The 20,024-nt window shown below is 43.9% G+C and carries 15 protein-coding genes; 7 read left to right on the top strand and 8 right to left on the bottom strand.

Annotation, left to right across the window (positions count from 1 at the left end; translation table 11 throughout):
• Positions 1–166 precede the first annotated feature (166 nt).
• Both ELZ11_RS03955 and asnS read left to right on the top strand, forming a co-directional pair.
• The gene (locus ELZ11_RS03955; RefSeq protein WP_137356062.1) at positions 167–1,792 is read left to right on the top strand and encodes a methyl-accepting chemotaxis protein; all 1,626 of its coding nucleotides are present in this window, start codon (positions 167–169) and stop codon (positions 1,790–1,792) included.
• 230 nt (positions 1,793–2,022) lie between these two features.
• Entirely contained in the window at positions 2,023–3,423 is a 1,401-nt protein-coding gene (asnS, locus tag ELZ11_RS03950; RefSeq protein WP_137356061.1) for an asparagine--tRNA ligase, read from the top strand.
• A 76-nt stretch (positions 3,424–3,499) separates the two neighbouring features.
• Here the strand turns inward: asnS and ELZ11_RS03945 are convergent, their stop codons facing one another.
• Together ELZ11_RS03945 and ELZ11_RS03940 are read right to left on the bottom strand one after the other, a co-directional pair.
• Positions 3,500–3,706: a hypothetical protein gene (locus tag ELZ11_RS03945; RefSeq protein WP_374939794.1), complete on the bottom strand. Its 207-nt coding sequence runs from the start codon at positions 3,704–3,706 to the stop codon at positions 3,500–3,502.
• 95 nt (positions 3,707–3,801) lie between these two features.
• A complete protein-coding gene (locus ELZ11_RS03940; protein ID WP_137356059.1) occupies positions 3,802–5,196 on the bottom strand; it encodes an aminotransferase-like domain-containing protein in 1,395 nt (464 codons plus the stop codon).
• Positions 5,197–5,365: 169 nt separating this feature from the next.
• Here ELZ11_RS03940 and ELZ11_RS03935 point away from each other — a divergent pair, with 169 nt between their 5' ends.
• The 3 genes from ELZ11_RS03935 to ELZ11_RS03925 all read left to right on the top strand — a co-directional run bounded on the left by ELZ11_RS03935 (position 5,366) and on the right by ELZ11_RS03925 (position 8,747).
• Positions 5,366–5,563: a hypothetical protein gene (locus tag ELZ11_RS03935; RefSeq protein ID WP_137356058.1), complete on the top strand. Its 198-nt coding sequence runs from the start codon at positions 5,366–5,368 to the stop codon at positions 5,561–5,563.
• A gap of 282 nt (positions 5,564–5,845) precedes the next feature.
• Complete coding sequence (locus ELZ11_RS03930; RefSeq protein ID WP_137356057.1) at positions 5,846–7,348, top strand: HD-GYP domain-containing protein; 1,503 nt, start codon at positions 5,846–5,848, stop codon at positions 7,346–7,348.
• A 208-nt stretch (positions 7,349–7,556) separates the two neighbouring features.
• On the top strand, positions 7,557–8,747 hold the full coding sequence (locus tag ELZ11_RS03925) for an amino acid aminotransferase (protein WP_137356056.1): 1,191 nt from the start codon (positions 7,557–7,559) through the stop codon (positions 8,745–8,747).
• Positions 8,748–8,814: 67 nt separating this feature from the next.
• Here the strand turns inward: ELZ11_RS03925 and ELZ11_RS03920 are convergent, their stop codons facing one another.
• Positions 8,815–9,438 (bottom strand): hypothetical protein, encoded by a 624-nt coding sequence (locus ELZ11_RS03920; RefSeq protein ID WP_137356055.1) that lies wholly within the window; start codon positions 9,436–9,438, stop codon positions 8,815–8,817.
• Positions 9,439–9,597: 159 nt separating this feature from the next.
• Here ELZ11_RS03920 and ELZ11_RS03915 point away from each other — a divergent pair, with 159 nt between their 5' ends.
• Together ELZ11_RS03915 and ELZ11_RS03910 are read left to right on the top strand one after the other, a co-directional pair.
• The gene (locus ELZ11_RS03915) at positions 9,598–11,487 is read left to right on the top strand and encodes a DUF294 nucleotidyltransferase-like domain-containing protein (RefSeq protein ID WP_137356054.1); all 1,890 of its coding nucleotides are present in this window, start codon (positions 9,598–9,600) and stop codon (positions 11,485–11,487) included.
• A gap of 5 nt (positions 11,488–11,492) precedes the next feature.
• The gene (locus ELZ11_RS03910) at positions 11,493–12,209 is read left to right on the top strand and encodes a 3'-5' exonuclease (protein WP_137356053.1); all 717 of its coding nucleotides are present in this window, start codon (positions 11,493–11,495) and stop codon (positions 12,207–12,209) included.
• Positions 12,210–12,296: 87 nt separating this feature from the next.
• Here ELZ11_RS03910 and ELZ11_RS03905 read toward each other — a convergent pair whose 3' ends face one another.
• The 5 genes from ELZ11_RS03905 to ELZ11_RS03885 form a co-directional block, all read right to left on the bottom strand.
• On the bottom strand, positions 12,297–14,180 hold the full coding sequence (locus tag ELZ11_RS03905) for a methyl-accepting chemotaxis protein (RefSeq protein ID WP_137356052.1): 1,884 nt from the start codon (positions 14,178–14,180) through the stop codon (positions 12,297–12,299).
• A 238-nt stretch (positions 14,181–14,418) separates the two neighbouring features.
• Positions 14,419–15,990 (bottom strand): BCCT family transporter, encoded by a 1,572-nt coding sequence (locus ELZ11_RS03900; RefSeq protein WP_137356051.1) that lies wholly within the window; start codon positions 15,988–15,990, stop codon positions 14,419–14,421.
• 246 nt (positions 15,991–16,236) lie between these two features.
• Entirely contained in the window at positions 16,237–17,835 is a 1,599-nt protein-coding gene (locus ELZ11_RS03895) for a BCCT family transporter (RefSeq protein ID WP_137356050.1), read from the bottom strand.
• A gap of 166 nt (positions 17,836–18,001) precedes the next feature.
• Entirely contained in the window at positions 18,002–18,640 is a 639-nt protein-coding gene (locus ELZ11_RS03890) for a response regulator transcription factor (protein WP_137356049.1), read from the bottom strand.
• Positions 18,633–19,988, bottom strand: coding sequence for a cache domain-containing protein (locus ELZ11_RS03885; RefSeq protein WP_137356048.1), 1,356 nt, complete (start codon positions 19,986–19,988; stop codon positions 18,633–18,635). The genes ELZ11_RS03890 and ELZ11_RS03885 overlap by 8 nt, the downstream gene beginning before the upstream one ends.
• Between the last annotated feature and the right edge of the window lie 36 nt (positions 19,989–20,024).

The raw sequence follows: 20,024 nt of genomic DNA, 5'->3' as shown, positions 1-20,024 counted from the left end.
TAAATTATTGACACTTACCGTGTCAATATGTTGCATACAAAGCTGCTACATCACATTTACATAACCACACTATGTTCATGGTCACAATTATCAACACACCCCTTTGGTAGTAGTGAGCGCAAACGTTAAATTAGCGTCGTCTATTAAACACAATAAAAATATAATTATGCGCTCAACTATCACGTTCAAACTTCTGGTGGCTCTGGTCACCGTCTTTGCATTCGTACTTGCAATATCCACCTACTATCAGTACTACCAGCAAAAGCAATTGGTGAATTCTGTTCTCAGCGAGCAACTTCACGATAAAGCTAGTAATTACTTCGATAGCCTTAACATGATGATGTTAACGGGCACAATGGCGCAGAAAGAAACGCTACGCCAAAAAGCATTGGCTCAAGAAGGTATTGAGCAAGTTCGAGTATTAAGAGCTGACGCCGTAAGCAAACTGTACGGTCCGGGGCAAGAGAACCAAAAGCCGCTTGACGAAATTGATCGCCGCGCACTTGCTGGCGAAACCATTATCGAGTCTATTGAATCGGATTGGGGTAAAGGGATCGTAGTGGCCTTGCCAATGAAATCGAGTGAGAACTACCGTGGAACTAACTGTGTTGCCTGCCACATGGCACCGGAAGGTGAAGTGCTTGGCGCCATTCGTCTAGAATATAACCTCAGCCACGTAAATAGCATGATCAGCAAGCAAGCGATAGCCGCTATTGCAATTATGGCTTTCATCTCGTTTATTGGTTTTAGTATGACAATGGGCTTAATTCGAAAAATCGTTGTTCGCCCAATCCAGTTAACTTCTAAGTTTATGACGTCCGTGAGTCAAAATAAGAACCTATCTGAGCGCTTACCGACTGGCAAAGACGACGAAATAGGTCGTTTATCGACGTCTATTAACTCTTTTATGGACACGGTTTCTCATAGCTTGGCGCAAGTACAAGAAACCTCTCACACCTTAAATAGCTCCGCTAACCAACTCACTTCGGTTGCACAGATCACTGAGAAGGCTGCGAACAACCAGCAACACGAGACAGGCGAAGTACAAAGCAATATCCAAGAAATTCAGATGCAGCAAGTGGACGTAGAACAAGCCACGAGTACCGCCTCTGAACTCATCACACATACAGCCGATGTGGCGAGAAAAAGTGCTTCCCAAGCCCACAACGCCAGCAATGAAATCAAAAACTTAGTAAGCAGTATTGAGAAAGTAAAAGATAAGATTTCGTCACTCAATGAACAAACGGGCGAAGTGTCTTCTATATTGAGCGTAATAAAAGGCATTGCTGAACAAACTAACCTACTCGCTCTTAATGCCGCGATCGAGGCTGCTCGCGCTGGCGAACAAGGCCGAGGCTTTGCTGTCGTCGCCGATGAAGTTCGTCACCTCGCCTCTCGCACAGCAGACGCAACAGGCAATATAGAAGCGATCATTGGTCAATTCCAAAAAGGTAGCGAAGAATCTCTAGTATCAGTCGATACGGTATGTGAACACGCCCATGAAAGTTCAACCGATATCGAGCAGCTTTCTGTAGAAATGGAAAACGTGGTCGCTGAAATGCAACAAGTCCTCTCCCACGCGCAGAACATCCAAGATCAAACTCAATCTACTACGCTTGCTACGCAAGACGTTCAGAATAAGGTCGATACTATCACTTCACACGCAAATGACACTTCCCGCTCAGCAAGTGAGACTCGTGACATTAGCACCGACTTAGAGAAGTTATCACAGCATTTAGAGCACCTGATTAACCAATTTTCATTAGAAAAGCAGGTAAATGGACGCAAATAGAACAAAATTTCAGCCGAGAGCTTATTTTCTTTAATCAAGTAAGGATTTTTCTTCAACCAAGCGAGAATAAAGGTTGAAGCTCTCGGTATGACAGGTAATATGTTCCATTGATTTATAAGTATTACACAACCTAGTGTTTCGATTGTTTTTTGTTCAAATCAAAGCTTTGAACATCTTAACGCTCTTTGGCATTAGGTTGAATTTGTCCCTCAATGGAGAATGAAACCAACATGACTTACGCGCCTGTAACAGACGTACTTGGCGGCAAGCTAGCGGTAGACAGTGAAGTAACTGTACGCGGCTGGATCCGTTCACGTCGTGATTCCAAAGCTGGAATCTCTTTCCTTGCCATTTATGACGGCTCTTGTTTCGACCCGATTCAGGCCGTGGTCCCTAATAATCTTAATAATTACGAAGACGAAGTATTAAAGCTAACAACTGGCTGCTCTGTTGAAGTAACAGGTAAGATTGTTGAGTCTCCTGCGAAAGGTCAAGACTTCGAACTTGCTGCAACTGACGTAAAAGTTGTAGGTTGGGTTGAAGACGCTGACACTTACCCAATGGCTAAGACACGTCACTCTATCGAATACCTACGTGAAGTAGCACACCTACGTCCACGTACTAACGTTATCGGCGCGGTTGCACGTGTTCGTAACTGTCTGTCTCAAGCGATTCACCGCTTCTACCACGAGCAAGGTTTCTTCTGGACTTCGGCTCCGCTTATCACTGCATCTGATGCAGAAGGCGCTGGTGAAATGTTCCGCGTATCAACGCTAGACATGGAAAACATCCCTCGCACTGAAGAAGGCAAAGTAGATTACAACGAAGATTTCTTCGGCAAAGAAACTTTCCTAACTGTATCTGGCCAACTTAACGCTGAAGCTTACGCTTGTGCACTAAGCAAAGTTTACACGTTTGGTCCTACGTTCCGTGCTGAAAACTCAAACACTAGCCGCCACCTAGCGGAATTCTGGATGGTTGAGCCTGAAGTAGCGTTCGCAGACCTAGAAGACGTAGCAAAACTGGCTGAAGACATGCTGAAATATGTATTCAAAGCAGTACTTGCTGAGCGCCGTGATGACCTTGAGTTCTTCGCTCAACGCATCGACAAAGAAGCGATCACTCGCCTAGAGCAATTCGTTGACGCTGACTTTGCACAAGTTGACTACACTGATGCAATTCAAATCCTACTAGACTCTGGTAAGAAATTTGAGTTTGACGTTGAGTGGGGCATCGACATGTCTTCTGAGCATGAGCGTTACCTAGCTGAAGAGCACTTTAAAGCTCCAGTTATCGTTAAGAACTACCCGAAAGACATAAAAGCTTTCTACATGCGCTTAAACGACGACGGCAAGACAGTTGCTGCGATGGACGTTCTAGCACCTGGCATCGGTGAAATCATCGGTGGTGCACAACGTGAAGAGCGTTTAGACATCCTGGATGAGCGTATGGTTGCGATGGGTATCGACCCTGAGCACATGAGCTGGTACCGCGACCTACGTCGCTACGGCACTGTGCCACACGCAGGCTTCGGTCTTGGTTTTGAGCGCCTAGTGTCTTACGTAACAGGTATGGGTAACGTTCGTGACGTGATTCCATTCCCACGTACACCGCGCTCTGCTAACTTCTAATTTGAAGTTAACGCTTTAACGTAAAGCAACAGAACAAATAAAAACCTCCGCAATTGCGGAGGTTTTTTTATATTCGTTAATCAATATCGGAAGCGGCGGCGTATTTAATCGCCCCTACGCACATGGCGAACATGACAAAGGGTATCGCAGCAGCGGTGTACTCTGTCCAAGCTAAATCAGCAAATGCTTTAGCCAAAATAACATGACCTAAGACCAACATTAATGCGCAGACAATAGCAATCGCGATCAAGCGAAGCTCATGTTTAGTTTCTGTATTTTTCATCATAAGTCCTTCAATTGAATTGATATGCTCAATTGAAACACAAGATTTATTAACTGTTAGCGTACAGTTTTAACGCTATATTTCCGTACAGATTTTTATAGTGAATGGGCTATTCTACCCAACTGCTTCAAAGCCAGCTTACGAGCTTCGGTTAGCTCATACGAAAAATTCAAACGAATACAATGTTCAAATTTGGATCCCGGTGAGAAAAGCTCCCCCGGAGCTACTCCGACTCCTACAACTAAGCCTTGCTTATATAACTCTCGAGTAGAAACCGACTCATCAAACTCGATCCAAAAGAAATATCCCCCTACTGGATCTGAGATTTTTATATTGGCAGGAAAGTCGTTTTTAAGAATAGCCAGGTATTGAGACTTTCTTGCTAACAACTCTTTACGCAACTTACGTAAGTGATTGTCGTAGCTGTCATGAATCAGATAGTGCGCAACCCCTACTTGAATTGGAGCGCTGCTCGAAAGTGTACTCAACAACTGCAACTTTTGAATTCGGTCATTATAAGCTGAGTTCACCACCCACCCCATTCGATAACCCGGGCATAAACTCTTTGAAAATGAGCCACACAACAACACTAGATTGTCTTGATCGTAAAACTTTAGAGGTTTTGGTCGAGTTTCACCCTCGTGTAATTCTCCATACACATCATCCTCAATAATTGGCACTTGGTGTTTACTCGCAAGCTCAACCACCTTTTGCTTTTTCTCTTCGGATAAACAACTACCTGTCGGGTTTTGAAAAGTAGTCATTAACCAGCACGCTGCAACGTTATTATTTTCCAAGGCCAGTTCAAACTGTTCCAAATCCAAGCCATCCGTTGAATCCACCTCAACTTCCAGCGGCGTTAATCCCAAACGCTCAATCGCTTGCAAAGCACCGTAGAACGCCGGTGACTCTACGATCACTACATCACCAGAATTAGTTACGGCTTGCAAGCTCAAGTTGAGCGCTTCCATTGCACCCGAAGTAATCACGATATCCTGCATGTTAACTGCAATACCTTGTTGCAAATAACGTTGCGCGATCTGACGTCTTAACGCCTCGCTACCGGGAGGTAAATTATCGATAACATCGATACTTTTCATCTTCCGGCCTGCACTCGCCAGATTCCTAGTTAAGTCAGGCAGCGGAAATAGGCTAGGATCGGGGAACGCTGAACCAAAAGGCTCAATAGAGTCTGCCGAGCAGCTTTTTAAAAAATCGAACAGCAAGTCGTTTATCTTGCGTTGATTTGCTGGTGTATGCTCAGGTAGTGACTGAGCTTGCAGCCTAGGGGCCACAAAGTAGCCTGATTGAGGTTTTGCTACAATCCAGCCTTGGCTTTCCAATAATTGGTAGGCTTGAAGAACGGTACTGTTACTTAACCCAAAATTTCGACAACTCATGCGCACAGACGGGATCTTCTCCCCGACTCGCCACGTTTGCTGCTGAATTTGTTGCTTTATTTGCTCAGCAAGTTGTTGATATTTGGTCATAACATCCCTTAGCTTTTATAAGAAACCGAACTTTATCATAAAGATGTGCCAACGCCCCTCACCTAAGCATATGGAACTTCGCGAAATCGTACTTTCTACACCATAATATAGACGTGGATATTGTTTTTCGACTTTGCAACTTGAAGTCAACTAACAAGGGAGGTTGTCCATGAAAATATTCAGACTCCAAGACTTGTCTTATAACGGTGCTCATAAAGGTAATTTGAGCTGGGATCATCCGACAGGGACTCAACCCTACTACTGGCATCCAGATTGGGTGCATGATGCGGAAGATGCATTAGGCTTATACCCAAAAAATTCGCTTTCACTCCACGAAGGTGAGGAGCATACCAATAAAGTCAAGTAACGTATCAACTCTTGTAACTGTCGAGCTCGCGTTCAGAGCTCGACTTACCTTAGCGCCAGCATAGGGCTAGATAACAGCAACACATTTTGCGAGTGAATTAACACCTCGGAGTACATAGGTTTAACTTTATGTTAAAGTTTTAGCCTGAACATTGAAATCTTATCTCAATACTCACGGTCTGTATTCGCATCAGTTATGGCTCCACTTCAACATCGCCATCTAAGCCGTTGCTCGTAAGAAGTATTATGGAAGATTTTTGAAGTAGTACAAAAAGGCTTATTCATGAATAATTCAAACTATAACGCGCCTCTTACAATCAAACTTTACGCTGTTGCCGCACTCCTATTCGGCACCTACGGGGGTCGAGTTTGCCCGATGCTTGAAACCTTAACGGCAGTCGAAGTGCTCACTCATGTCTCTATCGTATTTGCACTACTTTTTTTGATCCGGCATTTCGTATTGGCTAACCATACTTGGGTAAAACAATGCAAATTCGCCCAACTCGATACAACCCTCTATTTCGCTGCCAGTGTTCCATTTGCCCTCTATTACAGCGTAAGTTATGACTTCCCAATAGACAGTAACTTAAAGGTACTGTTTGGGATGTCATTGTTCGGCTTTTTTACGGGCACGATCTTGCAGCTCGTATCAAAGCTGGCTCAAATTGACGAAATGAACCGCACTGGAAAGTTCGACTTTTCTTTAACTGGACAAAGAATATCGTTAGTTAAGCAAATGATTTTCCTGGTCGTGCTGCTGCTTATCACCTTAACAACGATGCTGACAATGATTGCCGTAAAAGATGTATTTTGGCTAGAACATAATCCCGAGCGCCTTCTCGATGGCACCGGAAAAATCAGTATCATTAAAGAGTTCATCTTCTTATCAGCCGTTTTAGCAGGCTACGCCGTCACCATAATGGTGTTATGGAGCAAACTGATTAAGCGTATTTTGCTCAGCCAAGAATATTCGTTAGAGCAAGTAACCAAGGGAAATATCGCAACAAGGCTTCCTATCTTTGGCTACGATGAACTGGGCTCGATGGCGTCAATGACTAACTCCATGCTAGATAGTCTTCAATCTGCTCAAACCGAAGTGAAAACGACCCGCGACGTTGCCATTGTCAGTCTTTCCGCTTTAGCTGAATCCCGAGATAACGAAACAGGCGCTCATATATTACGTACCCAAGAATATGTAAAAGTGTTAGCAGAGCATATGAGCTTATCCGATAAACATCGCGACCTATTAACACCGAATTACATCGAATTGCTCTACAAATCAGCACCTCTCCATGATGTGGGTAAAGTTGGTATTCCTGATAACGTATTACTTAAGCCTGGTAAGTTGACGGACGAAGAATTCGAAATCATGAAAGGCCACCCTAAAATTGGGGCGGAAGCCTTATCTATCGCAGAAAAACAACTTGGAAGTAGCTCATTTTTACGCGTAGCCAAGGAGATCTCTCTCACTCACCATGAGAAATGGAACGGTTCAGGTTACCCCAACCAGCTATCTGGAGAGCAAATCCCTTTGTCTGGCCGCTTGATGGCTCTCGCGGACGTGTATGACGCGCTGATTTCGAAACGCGTTTATAAACCTGCCTTTTCCCACGATAAAGCGAAAGAAATCATCTTAGAGGGAGAAGGTAGCCATTTCGACCCTGAAGTTGTTCAGGCATTTCTAGCGGTTGAAAATGAATTCGTTAAAATCGCAGCAGAATACCAAGATAAAGGTGAAGACTTGAGCGAATTAGAGCGGGAAAGCTTCGTGGCACAACACGCATAACACCCACTCTAAAAATACTAAATTACTTGCACCCTATTGGTTTATCCGTAGGGTGTTTTATTAGAAATTTCCCCGTTTAATTGAATATTCCATGCCAAACGGATTTTTTTTAGCTTTTCTGTTCTATTCGTGTTGTCTTCAAAAATCCTTACAGGTATAAATACTGGAGTTGTTACTATCCTCCCTTCAATTGACATGGATGAAGATTATGTTTGAAAAAGTTGTTGCTGCTCCGGCAGATCCTATTCTCGGCCTAACAGAAGAGTTTAAAAAAGACGCTCGCGCTGAAAAAATCAACCTAGGTGTTGGTATCTACAAAAACGAAGATGGCCAAACTCCTGTACTTAAGACAGTTAAGAAAGCAGAAGCAACCCTACTAGAGAATGAAAAAACGAAATCTTACCTAACAATTGAAGGTACTGCTGAATACGGCCTAGCGGTTCAAAAGCTACTTTTTGGTGCTGATGCAGAAATCGTCTCTGAGCAGCGCGCAAAAACAGCGCAAGCTCCTGGTGGTACAGGCGCACTACGTGTTGCAGGTGAATTCATTAAGCGCCAACTTGGTGAAGTGAAAATTTGGATTAGTAACCCAACATGGGCTAACCACAATGGCGTTTTCGCTGCTGCTGGTATTGAAACGGCTAAATACAGCTACTACAACGCTGAAACAAAAGATAAAGATTTCGCGGGCATGGTAGCTGACCTAGAGAAAGCATCTGCAGGCGACATCGTTCTTCTGCACGGCTGCTGCCATAACCCAACAGGTATCGACCCAACAGCCGAAGAGTGGGAAACGCTAGCAAAACTCGTTGCTGACAAAGGTCTTCTACCACTATTTGACTTCGCTTACCAAGGTTTCGCAAAAGGTGTTGAAGAAGACGCTGCTGGCCTACGTGTTTTTGCTAAGTACAACAAAGAAATTCTAGTCGCGAGTTCTTTCTCTAAGAACTTCGGTTTGTACAACGAGCGTGTAGGTGCATTCACACTTGTTGCTGAAAATGCAGACGTAGCGGCAACCGCGTTTTCTCAGGTGAAGAGCATCATCCGTTCTATCTACTCTAACCCACCAGCTCACGGCAGTGCTGTAGTGACTCACATCCTAGGTGATGCTCAGTTACGTGCAGAATGGGAAGCGGAAGTGGCAGAAATGCGTGATCGTATTCAAGAAATGCGTGAGCTATTCGTGGCAACACTGAAATCTGAAGGTGTAGACGCAGACTTTACATTCATCGAGCGTCAAAACGGTATGTTCTCTTTCTCTGGTCTTACTAAAGAGCAAGTAACACGTTTGAAAGATGAGTTTGCAATTTACATTGTAGGTTCAGGCCGTATTAGTGTTGCTGGTATGACTAAGTCCAACATGGGCCCGTTATGCAAAGGAATCGCAGCTGTTCTTTAATGCACTGTCCAATCCGAAAAAAGCCAGCATAATGCTGGCTTTTTTGTATCAATCGTTTCTGGCGCGCTTAATATTCTAGAAGAAAGTTTACGCCTAGTTCATTAGTTCGATCTTCACTACCATTGCGGTGATTATAAAAACCACCCACAGCAAATTTAGGCGTTACCAAATAACGTAAACCTGCGTGATACACTTCTTCATCAAACAGGTCACTTCTATTGAATTGAATACTCCCATTCGCAATCCAAGTCCGAGAGAAACCATAATTCAACGCGATCTTAGCACCGTGAATGAATTCAGTTTCTGAAGATAAAGTAACATTGCTCTCGTTAAGTTCAGCTTTCGACTTCGTCACGCCTAGCAGGTAAGACGCCACAAAATCAAAATCCTGGTCGATACGGTATTTATAGCCGACTCCGCCCATCAATGTATCGGTCCGAGTTGTACTCTCATTTGGATGCACAAATCTCGCTGCATAATCACCCAGAATAAGCCATTTGTCCGTCATTTCATGGCTTAACCCCAATGAAAAGATTGAAGCGTTGTTATTCCCACCCGCATCTTCATTCAAGCTTCCCGAGCCAGCAGAAGCATATACGTGGTTATAATCCAAGATCTCAGATGGCAATGAGTTTGCCAATAGGCTAGAAGAAAAACCGACTAAAACCGGAACCAAACCGTACTTCAACATTCGCCACCTCATCAACCGATACATTTACTGACTCGCAATTATAAAATACTAGTCTATCCATAAGACTTTAAAAAGGTTTTCGCTCACAGCTTGAATCATCACGGAAAAAAATTGGCAAATGTTGTACCATGAAAACATACCAATCTATGGAAGCCCACTATGGAAGCTGAGCTATTAGAAATTCAGAATTTTCTCGCACAATATCCCCCTTTCAATGAACTCCCTGAAGACGCTCTTGCTAGTGTGACCAAAAGTGTCGAAATCAGCTATTACCGCCAAGGCACGCCTATCATCCACTTTGGCGATCAGATAAATGACCTTTACGTGGTGCGTAGTGGTGAAGTCGAGGTATATCGTAGAAAAGGCGAACTTTATAACCGCCTAGACGAAGGTGACTTATTCGGTCAAATGGGCCTACTTACAAACAATAAAGTTCGCTTCCCAGTTACGGCAATTGAAGACACGCTCCTTTACTGCATTCCCGAAGAAGTGTTCCAAGACCTGTATGAAAATCACGACACGTTCGCTGATTTCGTTGAAGTTGAAGACAACGCCCGTCTACGCCAAGCCATCTCAGACAACAACGATGCTAACGACTTAACAACTTCTAAGGTGAAAACCTTATTGCACCGCGATGCTCCTGTCATTGAAAAAACACGAACCATTCAGCAAGCGGCAACTATCATGGCGGAAGAAAACGTTTCTTCACTTTTGATCCTTGACCCAGATATCGTTGAAGATGAAGAAGATGATTCAACGCCCGTGATAGGCATCATTACCGACCGTGATTTGTGCACGCGCGTATTAGCCCAAGGATTAGATCCGAATGACGAAGTATCGAGCGTGATGACCAGTGAGGTAATTTCACTCGACCATAACGCTTACGTCTACGAAGCCATGCTGACAATGCTTCGTTATAACGTTCACCACTTACCAGTGCTAAAAGATCGTAAGCCAATTGGGATCATCGAAACTACCGATATTGTTCGCTACGAATCACAAAACTCGCTGCTGTTGGTAAGTAGTATTTTCCAGCAACAATCAATTGAAGATTTGAAAACCGTTTCGGAGCAAGTCAAAGACAGCTTCGTCCGCCTTGTCAACGAAGATGCCAATGCCCACATGGTCGGCAGTGCGATGTCGGTTATTGGCCGAAGCTTTAAACAACGTATTATAGAGCTTGCGGAAGAATCACTTGGTCCCCCACCGATCCCATATTGCTTCTTGGCATTAGGTTCCATGGGACGCGACGAACAACTGCTTGTCACCGACCAAGATAATGCCATCATTCTGGACGACACCTACAAACCAGAGAAGCATAACGCTTACTTTGAAGCGCTTGCTAAGTTCGTATGTGACGGATTGGATCAATGCGGTTATAGCTACTGTACAGGCGATATTATGGCGACCAACCCGACATGGCGTATGACGCGTCGAGAGTGGGAAGAGTGTTTCTCTGACTGGATTGACGATCCAAATCCGAAAGCGCTATTGAACGCCTCTATTTTCTTTGATTTAGATGGCGTATTTGGTCGACTAAAATGGGCAGAGCAACTGAACAGCTTCATTGTACGACGTTCACGTAAAAACAACCGCTTCTTGGCTTGTTTAGCTCGCAATGCTCTAAATCGAACCCCACCGCTCGGTTTCTTTAAAGATTTCGTAATGGAGAAAGATGGCCGCCACAATAACTCAATCAATTTGAAACGCCGTGGCACTGCACCGCTTGCAGACTTAATCCGTGTCCATTCACTTGCCGTTGCCTCTCGTTCTAAAAACTCATTTGAACGCTTGGATGATATTTTGGATGCAGGGATACTCCCGAAAGGCCGAGCGCAGGACTTGAAAGACGCAATGGAGTTTATCTCTATGGTTCGTATTCGCCACCAAGCGCTGGATGTCGATAACCAAATCGATCCTGATAACAACATTGAGCCAGAGAACCTGTCTGACTTTGAGCGTCGTAACCTTAAAGATGCGTTCCAAATTTTGAGTAATGCTCAGAATTTCCTTAAGTTCCGTTACCAAGCTAACAACAACTTTAAGTAGCCGGTATGAATAGAATATTTAAGTCTCCCGCTATCGATTGGCCGTTCAAGTTTCAGCAGAAATTAGAGCGTTGCAAAGATGAGCGTTTAAAGCAGTTTTATTCGCACAGCTTACCAAGCCCAGACACACCGATTTCGGATGTAACTTTCCTAGCGGTCGATTTCGAAACGACAGGCCTCGACGCTAAAAAGGATGACATTATCACTATTGGTGTAGTGCCTTTCAGCTTAAACCGAATCTACCTAAAACAAGCCAGGCACTGGACAATCCGACCGAGGCAAAAGCTTGAAGAAGAATCGGTGGTTATTCACGGTATTACGCATAACGACATTTTGGATGCCCCCGACCTAAATGAAGTGCTAGATGACGTTCTAGAAGCACTATCTGGTTATGTGATGGTGGTACATTATCGTCGTATTGAACGTGACTTCCTCAATAATGCGTTGAAAGTGCGAATTAATGAAGGGATTGAGTTTCCTGTGTTAGATACGCTTGAAATTGAATCTAACATTCAGCATAAGCTCGCTGGAGGGCTATGGAACAAACTGAAAGGTAAGAGCCCCGGCTCAGTTCGTTTAGGGCAAAGCAGAAGGCGTTACAGCCTCCCTGATTACACACCACATCATGCTTTAACCGACGCGATTGCTACCGCTGAATTATTACAGGCTCAAATCGCACATCATTATGAACCGAGTGTACCAATCAAAAGCCTTTGGCTGTAGTTATGCTAACCAATAAAAAAGGAGCCAATTGGCTCCTTTTTTATACCTAAGCCATTCACTACTAGGTCAATGGCTCTGTCTCGTGTTTTACAGCTTAAAGCGTCGAATTTCTTGCTCTAGCTCGTGAGAAAGCTCAGACAGCTGAGACGCCTGATTTGCCGCGTCATGTGCTTCTGTTGCTAGCTCGTTAGATACATCACGGATCCCTTCAGTATTTCGGGTGATCTCAGAGGTTACCGAAGCTTGCTCTTCCGCCGCTGAAGCAATCTGCATTGCCATATCACTGATACGTTCTACCGCTGCATGAATCTGGGTCAAGCTCGCTGCCGCAGAGTTCGCGTCATCAACACTGGTGCCCGCTAGATTACGGCTATCATCCATAATGCCAACTGCTTTACCCGTCGTGCCTTGTAGCAATTCAATCGTTTGTTGAATTTCTTGCGTCGAACCATGTGTACGCTGGCTAAGAACGCGAACTTCATCAGCAACCACGGCAAAACCACGACCTTGCTCACCCGCACGAGCCGCTTCAATTGCTGCATTCAATGCTAGTAAGTTCGTTTGCTCAGCAATACCTTGAATATTCGCCAAGATAGTGTTGATGCTGTTACCGTGCTCTTCAAGCTCTTGAATCACGTTAGTCGCTACTTGCACCTCTTCAGCTAGATTCTGAATAGAGCTTTGAGTTTGTGTCACTTGGTCTGCACCGTGAACACAAGCGCCAACCGCTTCAGATGAGCTTTGAGCTGTGTGGTCTGCGTTACCCGCAATCTCTTGTGTCGCCGCTGCCATTTCATTTACTGCAGTTGCCACCATGTTGATTTCATCTTGCTGCAAACGAATACGTGCACTACGCTCTTCAGCTTGAGATGCAGTCAGTTTAGATTGCTCCGAAAGAGCAGCAGAAACTTCACTTAGCTTAACGACCATGTGGTGCATATTGCCAACGAAACGGTTAAAACTTGTCGCCAACTGACCGACTTCATCATTGCTCTTAGGCTCTAAACGTTGAGTTAGATCTGCTTCACCCGATGCGATTTCTTCTAGTGCATCAGACACACGTTTTAGGTCGCGGAATAGGAAACTTACTAACCATGATACCAACACAATCACAATAAGAGTGATGATCACAGCCGTCGTGATTAACTGTGACAATAGTGATGCGTGGTTAGATTCTTCAGTTTCGCGGTCCATTTGGATACCAAAGATCCAATCAGTCCCTTTTACCTTAGTGAAGTAAAGTAACTTCTCTTTGCCATTTTCGTTGATCACTTCAATGTTACTACCACGAATCGCTTGCTCAATAACAGGCATCGACATATCACGTGATAGTTCATCTACTGGCTTAAGAATTAGAGATTTGTTCGGGTGCGCTAAGAACGTACCGTCTTGTGCATCAATCAGCATCGCGTATGCGTTGTCACCTACATCTAAGCTAATTACATCGTTGATCAATTGATCAATTAGTACGTCAGCACCCACAACACCCACTAACTGACCGTTACGGCGAAGTGGTTCAGCGATCGTTACTAGCAGCGCATTGGTAATCGCATCTTGGTAAGCAGTTGTGATGATTTGCTTACCCGCACTGTTCGCATCAATGTACCAAGGGCGTTGGCGAGGATCGTAATCAGCACGATTACGCTCAGGGTGTGAACGGTGCATATCACCTTGTGGTGTACCCATGAAGATATCATCGAATCCACCAGCAACACGAGCTTGCTTCAAGTAAGGCACTAAATCAGGTTCTTGAGAAAAGTCGTTGAACGCAGTCGCAATATCTTTACGAATATCAATCCAGTTTTTTATACCTTCTGACGCAGCAGCTGATACGCTTTCTGCACGTAGGTAAACGCCACTTCGAGTCTGTTCGAAAAGCTGGGTAGCCGATAGCCAAGTTAAAGCCGTCGCCATCAATACAACCGCCGAAAGGCTCGCGCCAATCAACTTTTGTTTAAGTGTGAGTTTCATAGTAATTTCGCAAATAAGGGAAGATCAGGCGAATACTAACCAATCTAAGTAGCAATATCGAGCAGTTTTGTACAAATAAAATACTTAGCTAAGCTTTTGTTATTTCGGCATTAAATAGTGACAAAAGCCCGTCGAACGTCAAAATTAAGACCGTTCTAAGTTCGGTTTATTTATCTATAGATATAAAAAAGGACGAATATAAATTCGTCCTTTAAATTCGCTAATTCATTCAAATTTATTAACGTTTTTCTGTACGCATGCCCATTAATAAACTCACACACATCAGTAATAAAATGATCGTGAATGGTAATGCTGTAGAAATAGCCCCAGCTTGGAGCGCCTGAACGGCTTCTGTACCGCCAACCCATAATAGAGCAACCGCAATTGCACCTTCTAAGAAGGCCCAGAATACTCTCTGTAGAACTGGTGTATCAACTTTACCACCCGCAGTGATGCTATCGATAACTAATGAGCCAGAATCCGATGAGGTAATAAAGAATACCAGTACTAGAACAATCGCAATGATTGAAAGCATTGTGCCAAACGGCAGAGCATCAAACATTTGGAACATAGCTAGTGAAATATCAGTCAGACCTTTTGAGCCTAACTCACCTACACCATTAATGATTTGGTCAATCGCAAGGCCACCAAATACCGACATCCACACAATCGTTACAGTAGTTGGAACAATAAGTACCGCGGTAATAAATTCACGAACCGTACGGCCTTTAGAAACACGAGCGATAAACATACCTACAAATGGCGACCATGAAATCCACCAAGCCCAGTAGAATACTGTCCAGCCATGTAACCATGCTTCATCTTCACGACCATGTGGGTTACTTAGCGGAATGATATTCTCAATGTACGCCATCAAGGTTGTCGGGATTGAACCGAAAGTGACTGCGTAGCCAATTAACGCGACTAAGCCCAACAGCAAAAATGCGACTAGCATGTTGATGTTACTGATGATTTTCACACCACCATCAATGCCGCGTAAAACTGACACAACCGCTAATAATGTAACAACCGCGATCACGACAACTTGTAGGCCTAAACCTGATTCAATACCGAAAACATGCTGAATACCACTTGCAGCCTGCTGCGCACCTAGACCTAGGGAAGTTGCAAGGCCAAACAGTGTTGCCAATACTGCTAGTATATCAACGATATGACCTGCCCAACCCCATGCTCTATCACCTAAAATTGGGTAGAAAATAGAACGAATAGAAAGCGGTAGGCCTTTATTGTACGTAAAGAATGCTAGTGAAAGTGCAACCACACCGTAGATAGCCCAAGGGTGAAGCCCCCAGTGGTACATAGTCGCGCCCAATGCCAAGCGTGCCGCTTCAGGCGTGTTTGGCTCTACGCCTAATGGTGTTTCAAACCAGCCCGTAAAGTATGCCGCAGGCTCAGCAACACTCCAGAACATTAGGCCAATACCCATACCAGCTGCGAATAACATAGACAGCCAAGACATGAATGAATAATCGGCCGTTGCGTCAACACCACCAAGGCGTATCTTACCAAACGGAGAGACTATTAAGCCTAAGCAGAAGATCACGAAAATGTTACCGGACCAGATAAACAACCAATCAAAAGAGTTGATAATCTGACCTTTAATTCCATCTAATGCCGCTTTTGCTGACGCAGTATCCGTAACCAATACACCAATCAAAAACAGTGCAATTAAACCTGCACTAATCCCAAAAACAGGGTTGTGTACGTCAATACCCCATTTCTGTACATTATCTTGCCCGACGGTGTAATCGGTACTATCGATACTGTATTTATCTATACCTTTAGTCATTATTCCTCTCTACAGAATATCGCAAATATCCCTTTATATATTGCTAGCTAGCGAACACTCTTTATTTCAACTACCAAGATCTAGGAGCTGTTCTAACAATAATTCAATTACTTGGATTAGTTTACTTTAGCAGATCGCGTCATCTATTTCAGTAAAGGGCGACTAGTTCGCTGAAAATTAAACCAATCTTCATATAGTGTGTGCATACAAAAAGACCAGCTCTCGCTGGTCTTTATTATTTAATCATTAGTTAGCGGCTTGATTATATCTCGCCAACTGACTTTCAGAGCGCAGTCCGAGTAATAAACTCCAACACATCAACAGCAGAATAACGGTAAACGGCAACGCCATGGATACTGTACCCGCTTGAAGTGCTTGGATGGATTCTGTACCACCAACCCATAATAATACTGCAGCAATAGCGCCTTCAATTGCAGCCCAGAAGATACGCTGAGGTACCGGAGCATCCACCTTGCCGCCAGAAGTAATACTATCGATCACCAATGAACCAGAGTCTGAAGAGGTAATAAAGAACACCATGATCAGAACAATAGACACAACCGACAGCACTGAGCTCATTGGAAGTGCATCGTAGGTATGGAATAGAGAAAGCGTAATATCTTTCAATCCATTTGTACCAATTTCGCCGACTTGATTGATAACTTGGTCAATCGCAATGCCACCAAATACTGCCATCCAAATAACGATTACTGATGTCGGAATAAACAGCACCGCAATCATAAATTCGCGAATCGTACGACCTTTAGAAATACGAGCGATGAACATCCCTACGAATGGTGACCATGAAATCCACCAAGCCCAGTAGAATACTGTCCAGCCGTGCATCCAAGTTTCATCTTCACGACCGTGAGGATTACTCAATGGAATAAAGTTTTCGATGTAACCCATCAATGCCGTTGGAATAGAACCAAGCGCTACGGCGCCACCAGCAATGATTACAAAAACCAGTAATGCCAATGCCACAAGCATATTCACGTTACTGAGGACTTTTACACCACCTTCAATACCACGAATCACAGAGATAATGGCCAAGCTAGTAACGAATGCGATCACACCGATCTGCATACCAATACCACCTTCGGTCCCAAATACGTGATTAATGCCGCTTGCCGCTTGTTGTGCTCCTAAACCTAGCGAAGTTGCCAATCCGAATAAGGTCGCCAAAACCGCTACGATATCCACAAAGTGGCCGAACCAACCCCAAGCTCTATCTCCTAGCAAAGGGTAGAAGATTGAACGGATGGATAGAGGTAAACCTTTATTGAAAGTGAAGAATGCAAGAGATAGAGCAACAACTGCGTAGATAGCCCAGCCGTGTAAACCCCAGTTATAAATGGTAGCACCCAATGCAAGCTTAGCCGCTTCAGCTGAGTGGGCTTCAACACCAAGCGGAGTTTCGTACCAACCCGTGAAATAAGCAACGGGTTCTGCAACTCCCCAGAACATCAAGCCAATGCCCATACCTGAAGCAAATAACATCGACATCCATGACAGGTTGGAGTGCTCTGATTTCGCGTCATCACCACCAATACGAATCTTGCCATACGGTGAAACAATTAACGCAAAACAGAAGAAAACGAATAAGTTTGCCGACCACATGAACAAGCCATCGAAGTTACCAATCACTTGCCATTTAATTCCGTCCAAAGCGGCTTTGGCTGTATCTGCATCAGCTACAAGCAAAGCAACTAAAAACAAAATGATCACACCAGCACTGATACCAAAAACAGGGTTATGAACATCAAAGCCCCATTTTTGCACGTTATCCTGGCCTACAGTGTAATCTGTATTCTCAATACTATAGATATCCTTTACTGGATCCATTGTCCCTCTTTTGTTGGTGCGCGCGTTTTAACAACCCACACGCTATTAATTTCGCTTATAAGGATAACAATACGATAAAATAAAAACAAAAAATGAGGCAATAAAACGCTAATTAAGGCAAATATTGTCAGAAAATTACAGAATTTAACTCAAAAATCTTCAAAATTTAGTCCACGATACCCTGCATTACCGCATATTTCGCCAACTCTGCAGTTGAATGAATATCAAGCTTATGCTTAATATTTTGGCGGTGCGTTTCTACCGTTCGGTAGCTAATATTGAGCAAGTTTGCGATCTTTTTGCTACTTGCCCCTTCCGCTACTAACTTTAATACCGCCTCTTCTCTTCGGCTTAATGGGTTAGGAATCGCTTGTGCAGGCGTCACAGGTTGAGTGAACAAAGTCTGCGTGACTTTCTCACAGAAATAAGTCGAACCCTGGTTTACCGTTTTGATCGCTTGAACCATTTTTTCCGCAGAAATTTCTTTCAACATATAACCGACTGCACCCGATTGCATCACCTTCATAATGTACTCTCGGTTATTGTGCATGGTCAGCATCAACACTTTCGCATCTGGTTGCGATTCCTTAATAAGGTTTGTCGCATCAATACCGTTCATAATTGGCATGCTGATGTCCATTAAGGTTACATCTGGCTTCAAGCTTTTTACTAGTTCGACCGCTTCCACACCATTGCTGGCCGTACCAATTACGCAGATATCCGATTCCATTTCTAAGCGAGCCATGAATCCATCTAAAACGACTTGATGGTCATCCACTATTACTACTCTGATAGCGTCACTCATGTACCAATCCTTCTAGTGTTAATAACACTGTTATCTCTGTTCCAAACCCGACTTCACTGCTGAGTTCAAAGTCACCACCGATAAATTCAACGCGCTCTCGCATATTCCTAAGACCAATTCCGCGCTTATGTAGCGCATCATGAACTTGAAACCCGACCCCATTATCACGGATCAGCAACTGAAGCATATTCCCCATTTGCTGCAAAATCACAGTGACCTTCTTCGCTTGCGAGTGTTTTTCAATATTATTCAGCGATTCTTGCACAACACGGTATAAAGTCGTGGCAGCCTCTGACTTCAACTTTCCTTGCTGAGTACTGAATAAGGTTTCGACTTCCGTTCCTGAATGAGCTTTAAAGTCTTGTAACAACGACGAAAGCGCGGCTTCTAAGCCGATATCATCTAACGCACTTGGACGTAACTGATGAGAAATATGCCTAACCTCATCAATGGCCGTCATTAAAGAATGCTGGGACTTAGTCAAATGTGCGACCAAGCTTTCATCTTGAAGCTTATGCCCAAGTAACTCCAAATGACATTTACTCGACACCAGTAATTGATTGATTCCATCATGCAGTTCCCGAGCGAGATGTTTCTTCTCATCTTCCTGGAACATCACGGTCTTATGCGCCAGTTCTTTTAGGTTATTATCAGCGATACGATGTTCATGCATATTAATCGCTAGTGTAAGCACGATGATCACCGCTACTGTGACACTCAAAATCACAACGATTGAAAAAAACGTGGTCTCTATATTCTTATTTATAGCTGCTTGCATGCTCGCGACTTCTTCACGAACGTCTTCAATGTAAAGCCCCGTTCCTATCATCCAATCCCATTTATCTAACCAAGCGGCATAGCTGAGCTTAGAAACGGTTTCGCCTGTCGAAGGCTTTTGCCATAAATACTGATGAAATCCTCCACCGCGTTTGGCTTGATCCAAAAGTGATACGATAAGGTAATCGCCATCTTCGTCTTGAATATGGAGTAAATTCTGCCCGACCAATTCAGGAAGAATGGGATGCACTAAATTTGTACCGTTTTTGTCATACGCAAAAAAGTAGCCATCAGAGCCATAACGGAGCTTGGTAAGAATATCGCGCACTTCTTGCTTCGCTTCGGCTTCATTTGCATGAGGATTATTGTAAACGTGAGAAATGGCATCGAACGCTAAATCGACGCTGTCTTTGAGTGCGCTTTCGCGGGATTTAATCAAGCTGTCGCGGAAGATTTTCACTTCCTTCTCTCCGAGCGTTTTAGTTTGATACAAGGAGATCCAACTAATGCTCGCCGACACCAACAACAGAGGTAAAAGCGTCAGTAATATGAGTTTAACTTTAAGAGGCATTCCCTTCCCCATAAAAAAACTGCTTATTGAGTATTC

It is taken from the genome of Vibrio profundi (assembly GCF_005281835.1).
In the GTDB taxonomy this organism is placed as follows: Bacteria; Pseudomonadota; Gammaproteobacteria; order Enterobacterales; family Vibrionaceae; genus Vibrio; species Vibrio profundi.
The sequence above is the reverse complement of the archived record's forward strand: the minus strand, read 5'-3'. Positions and strand labels throughout refer to the sequence as shown.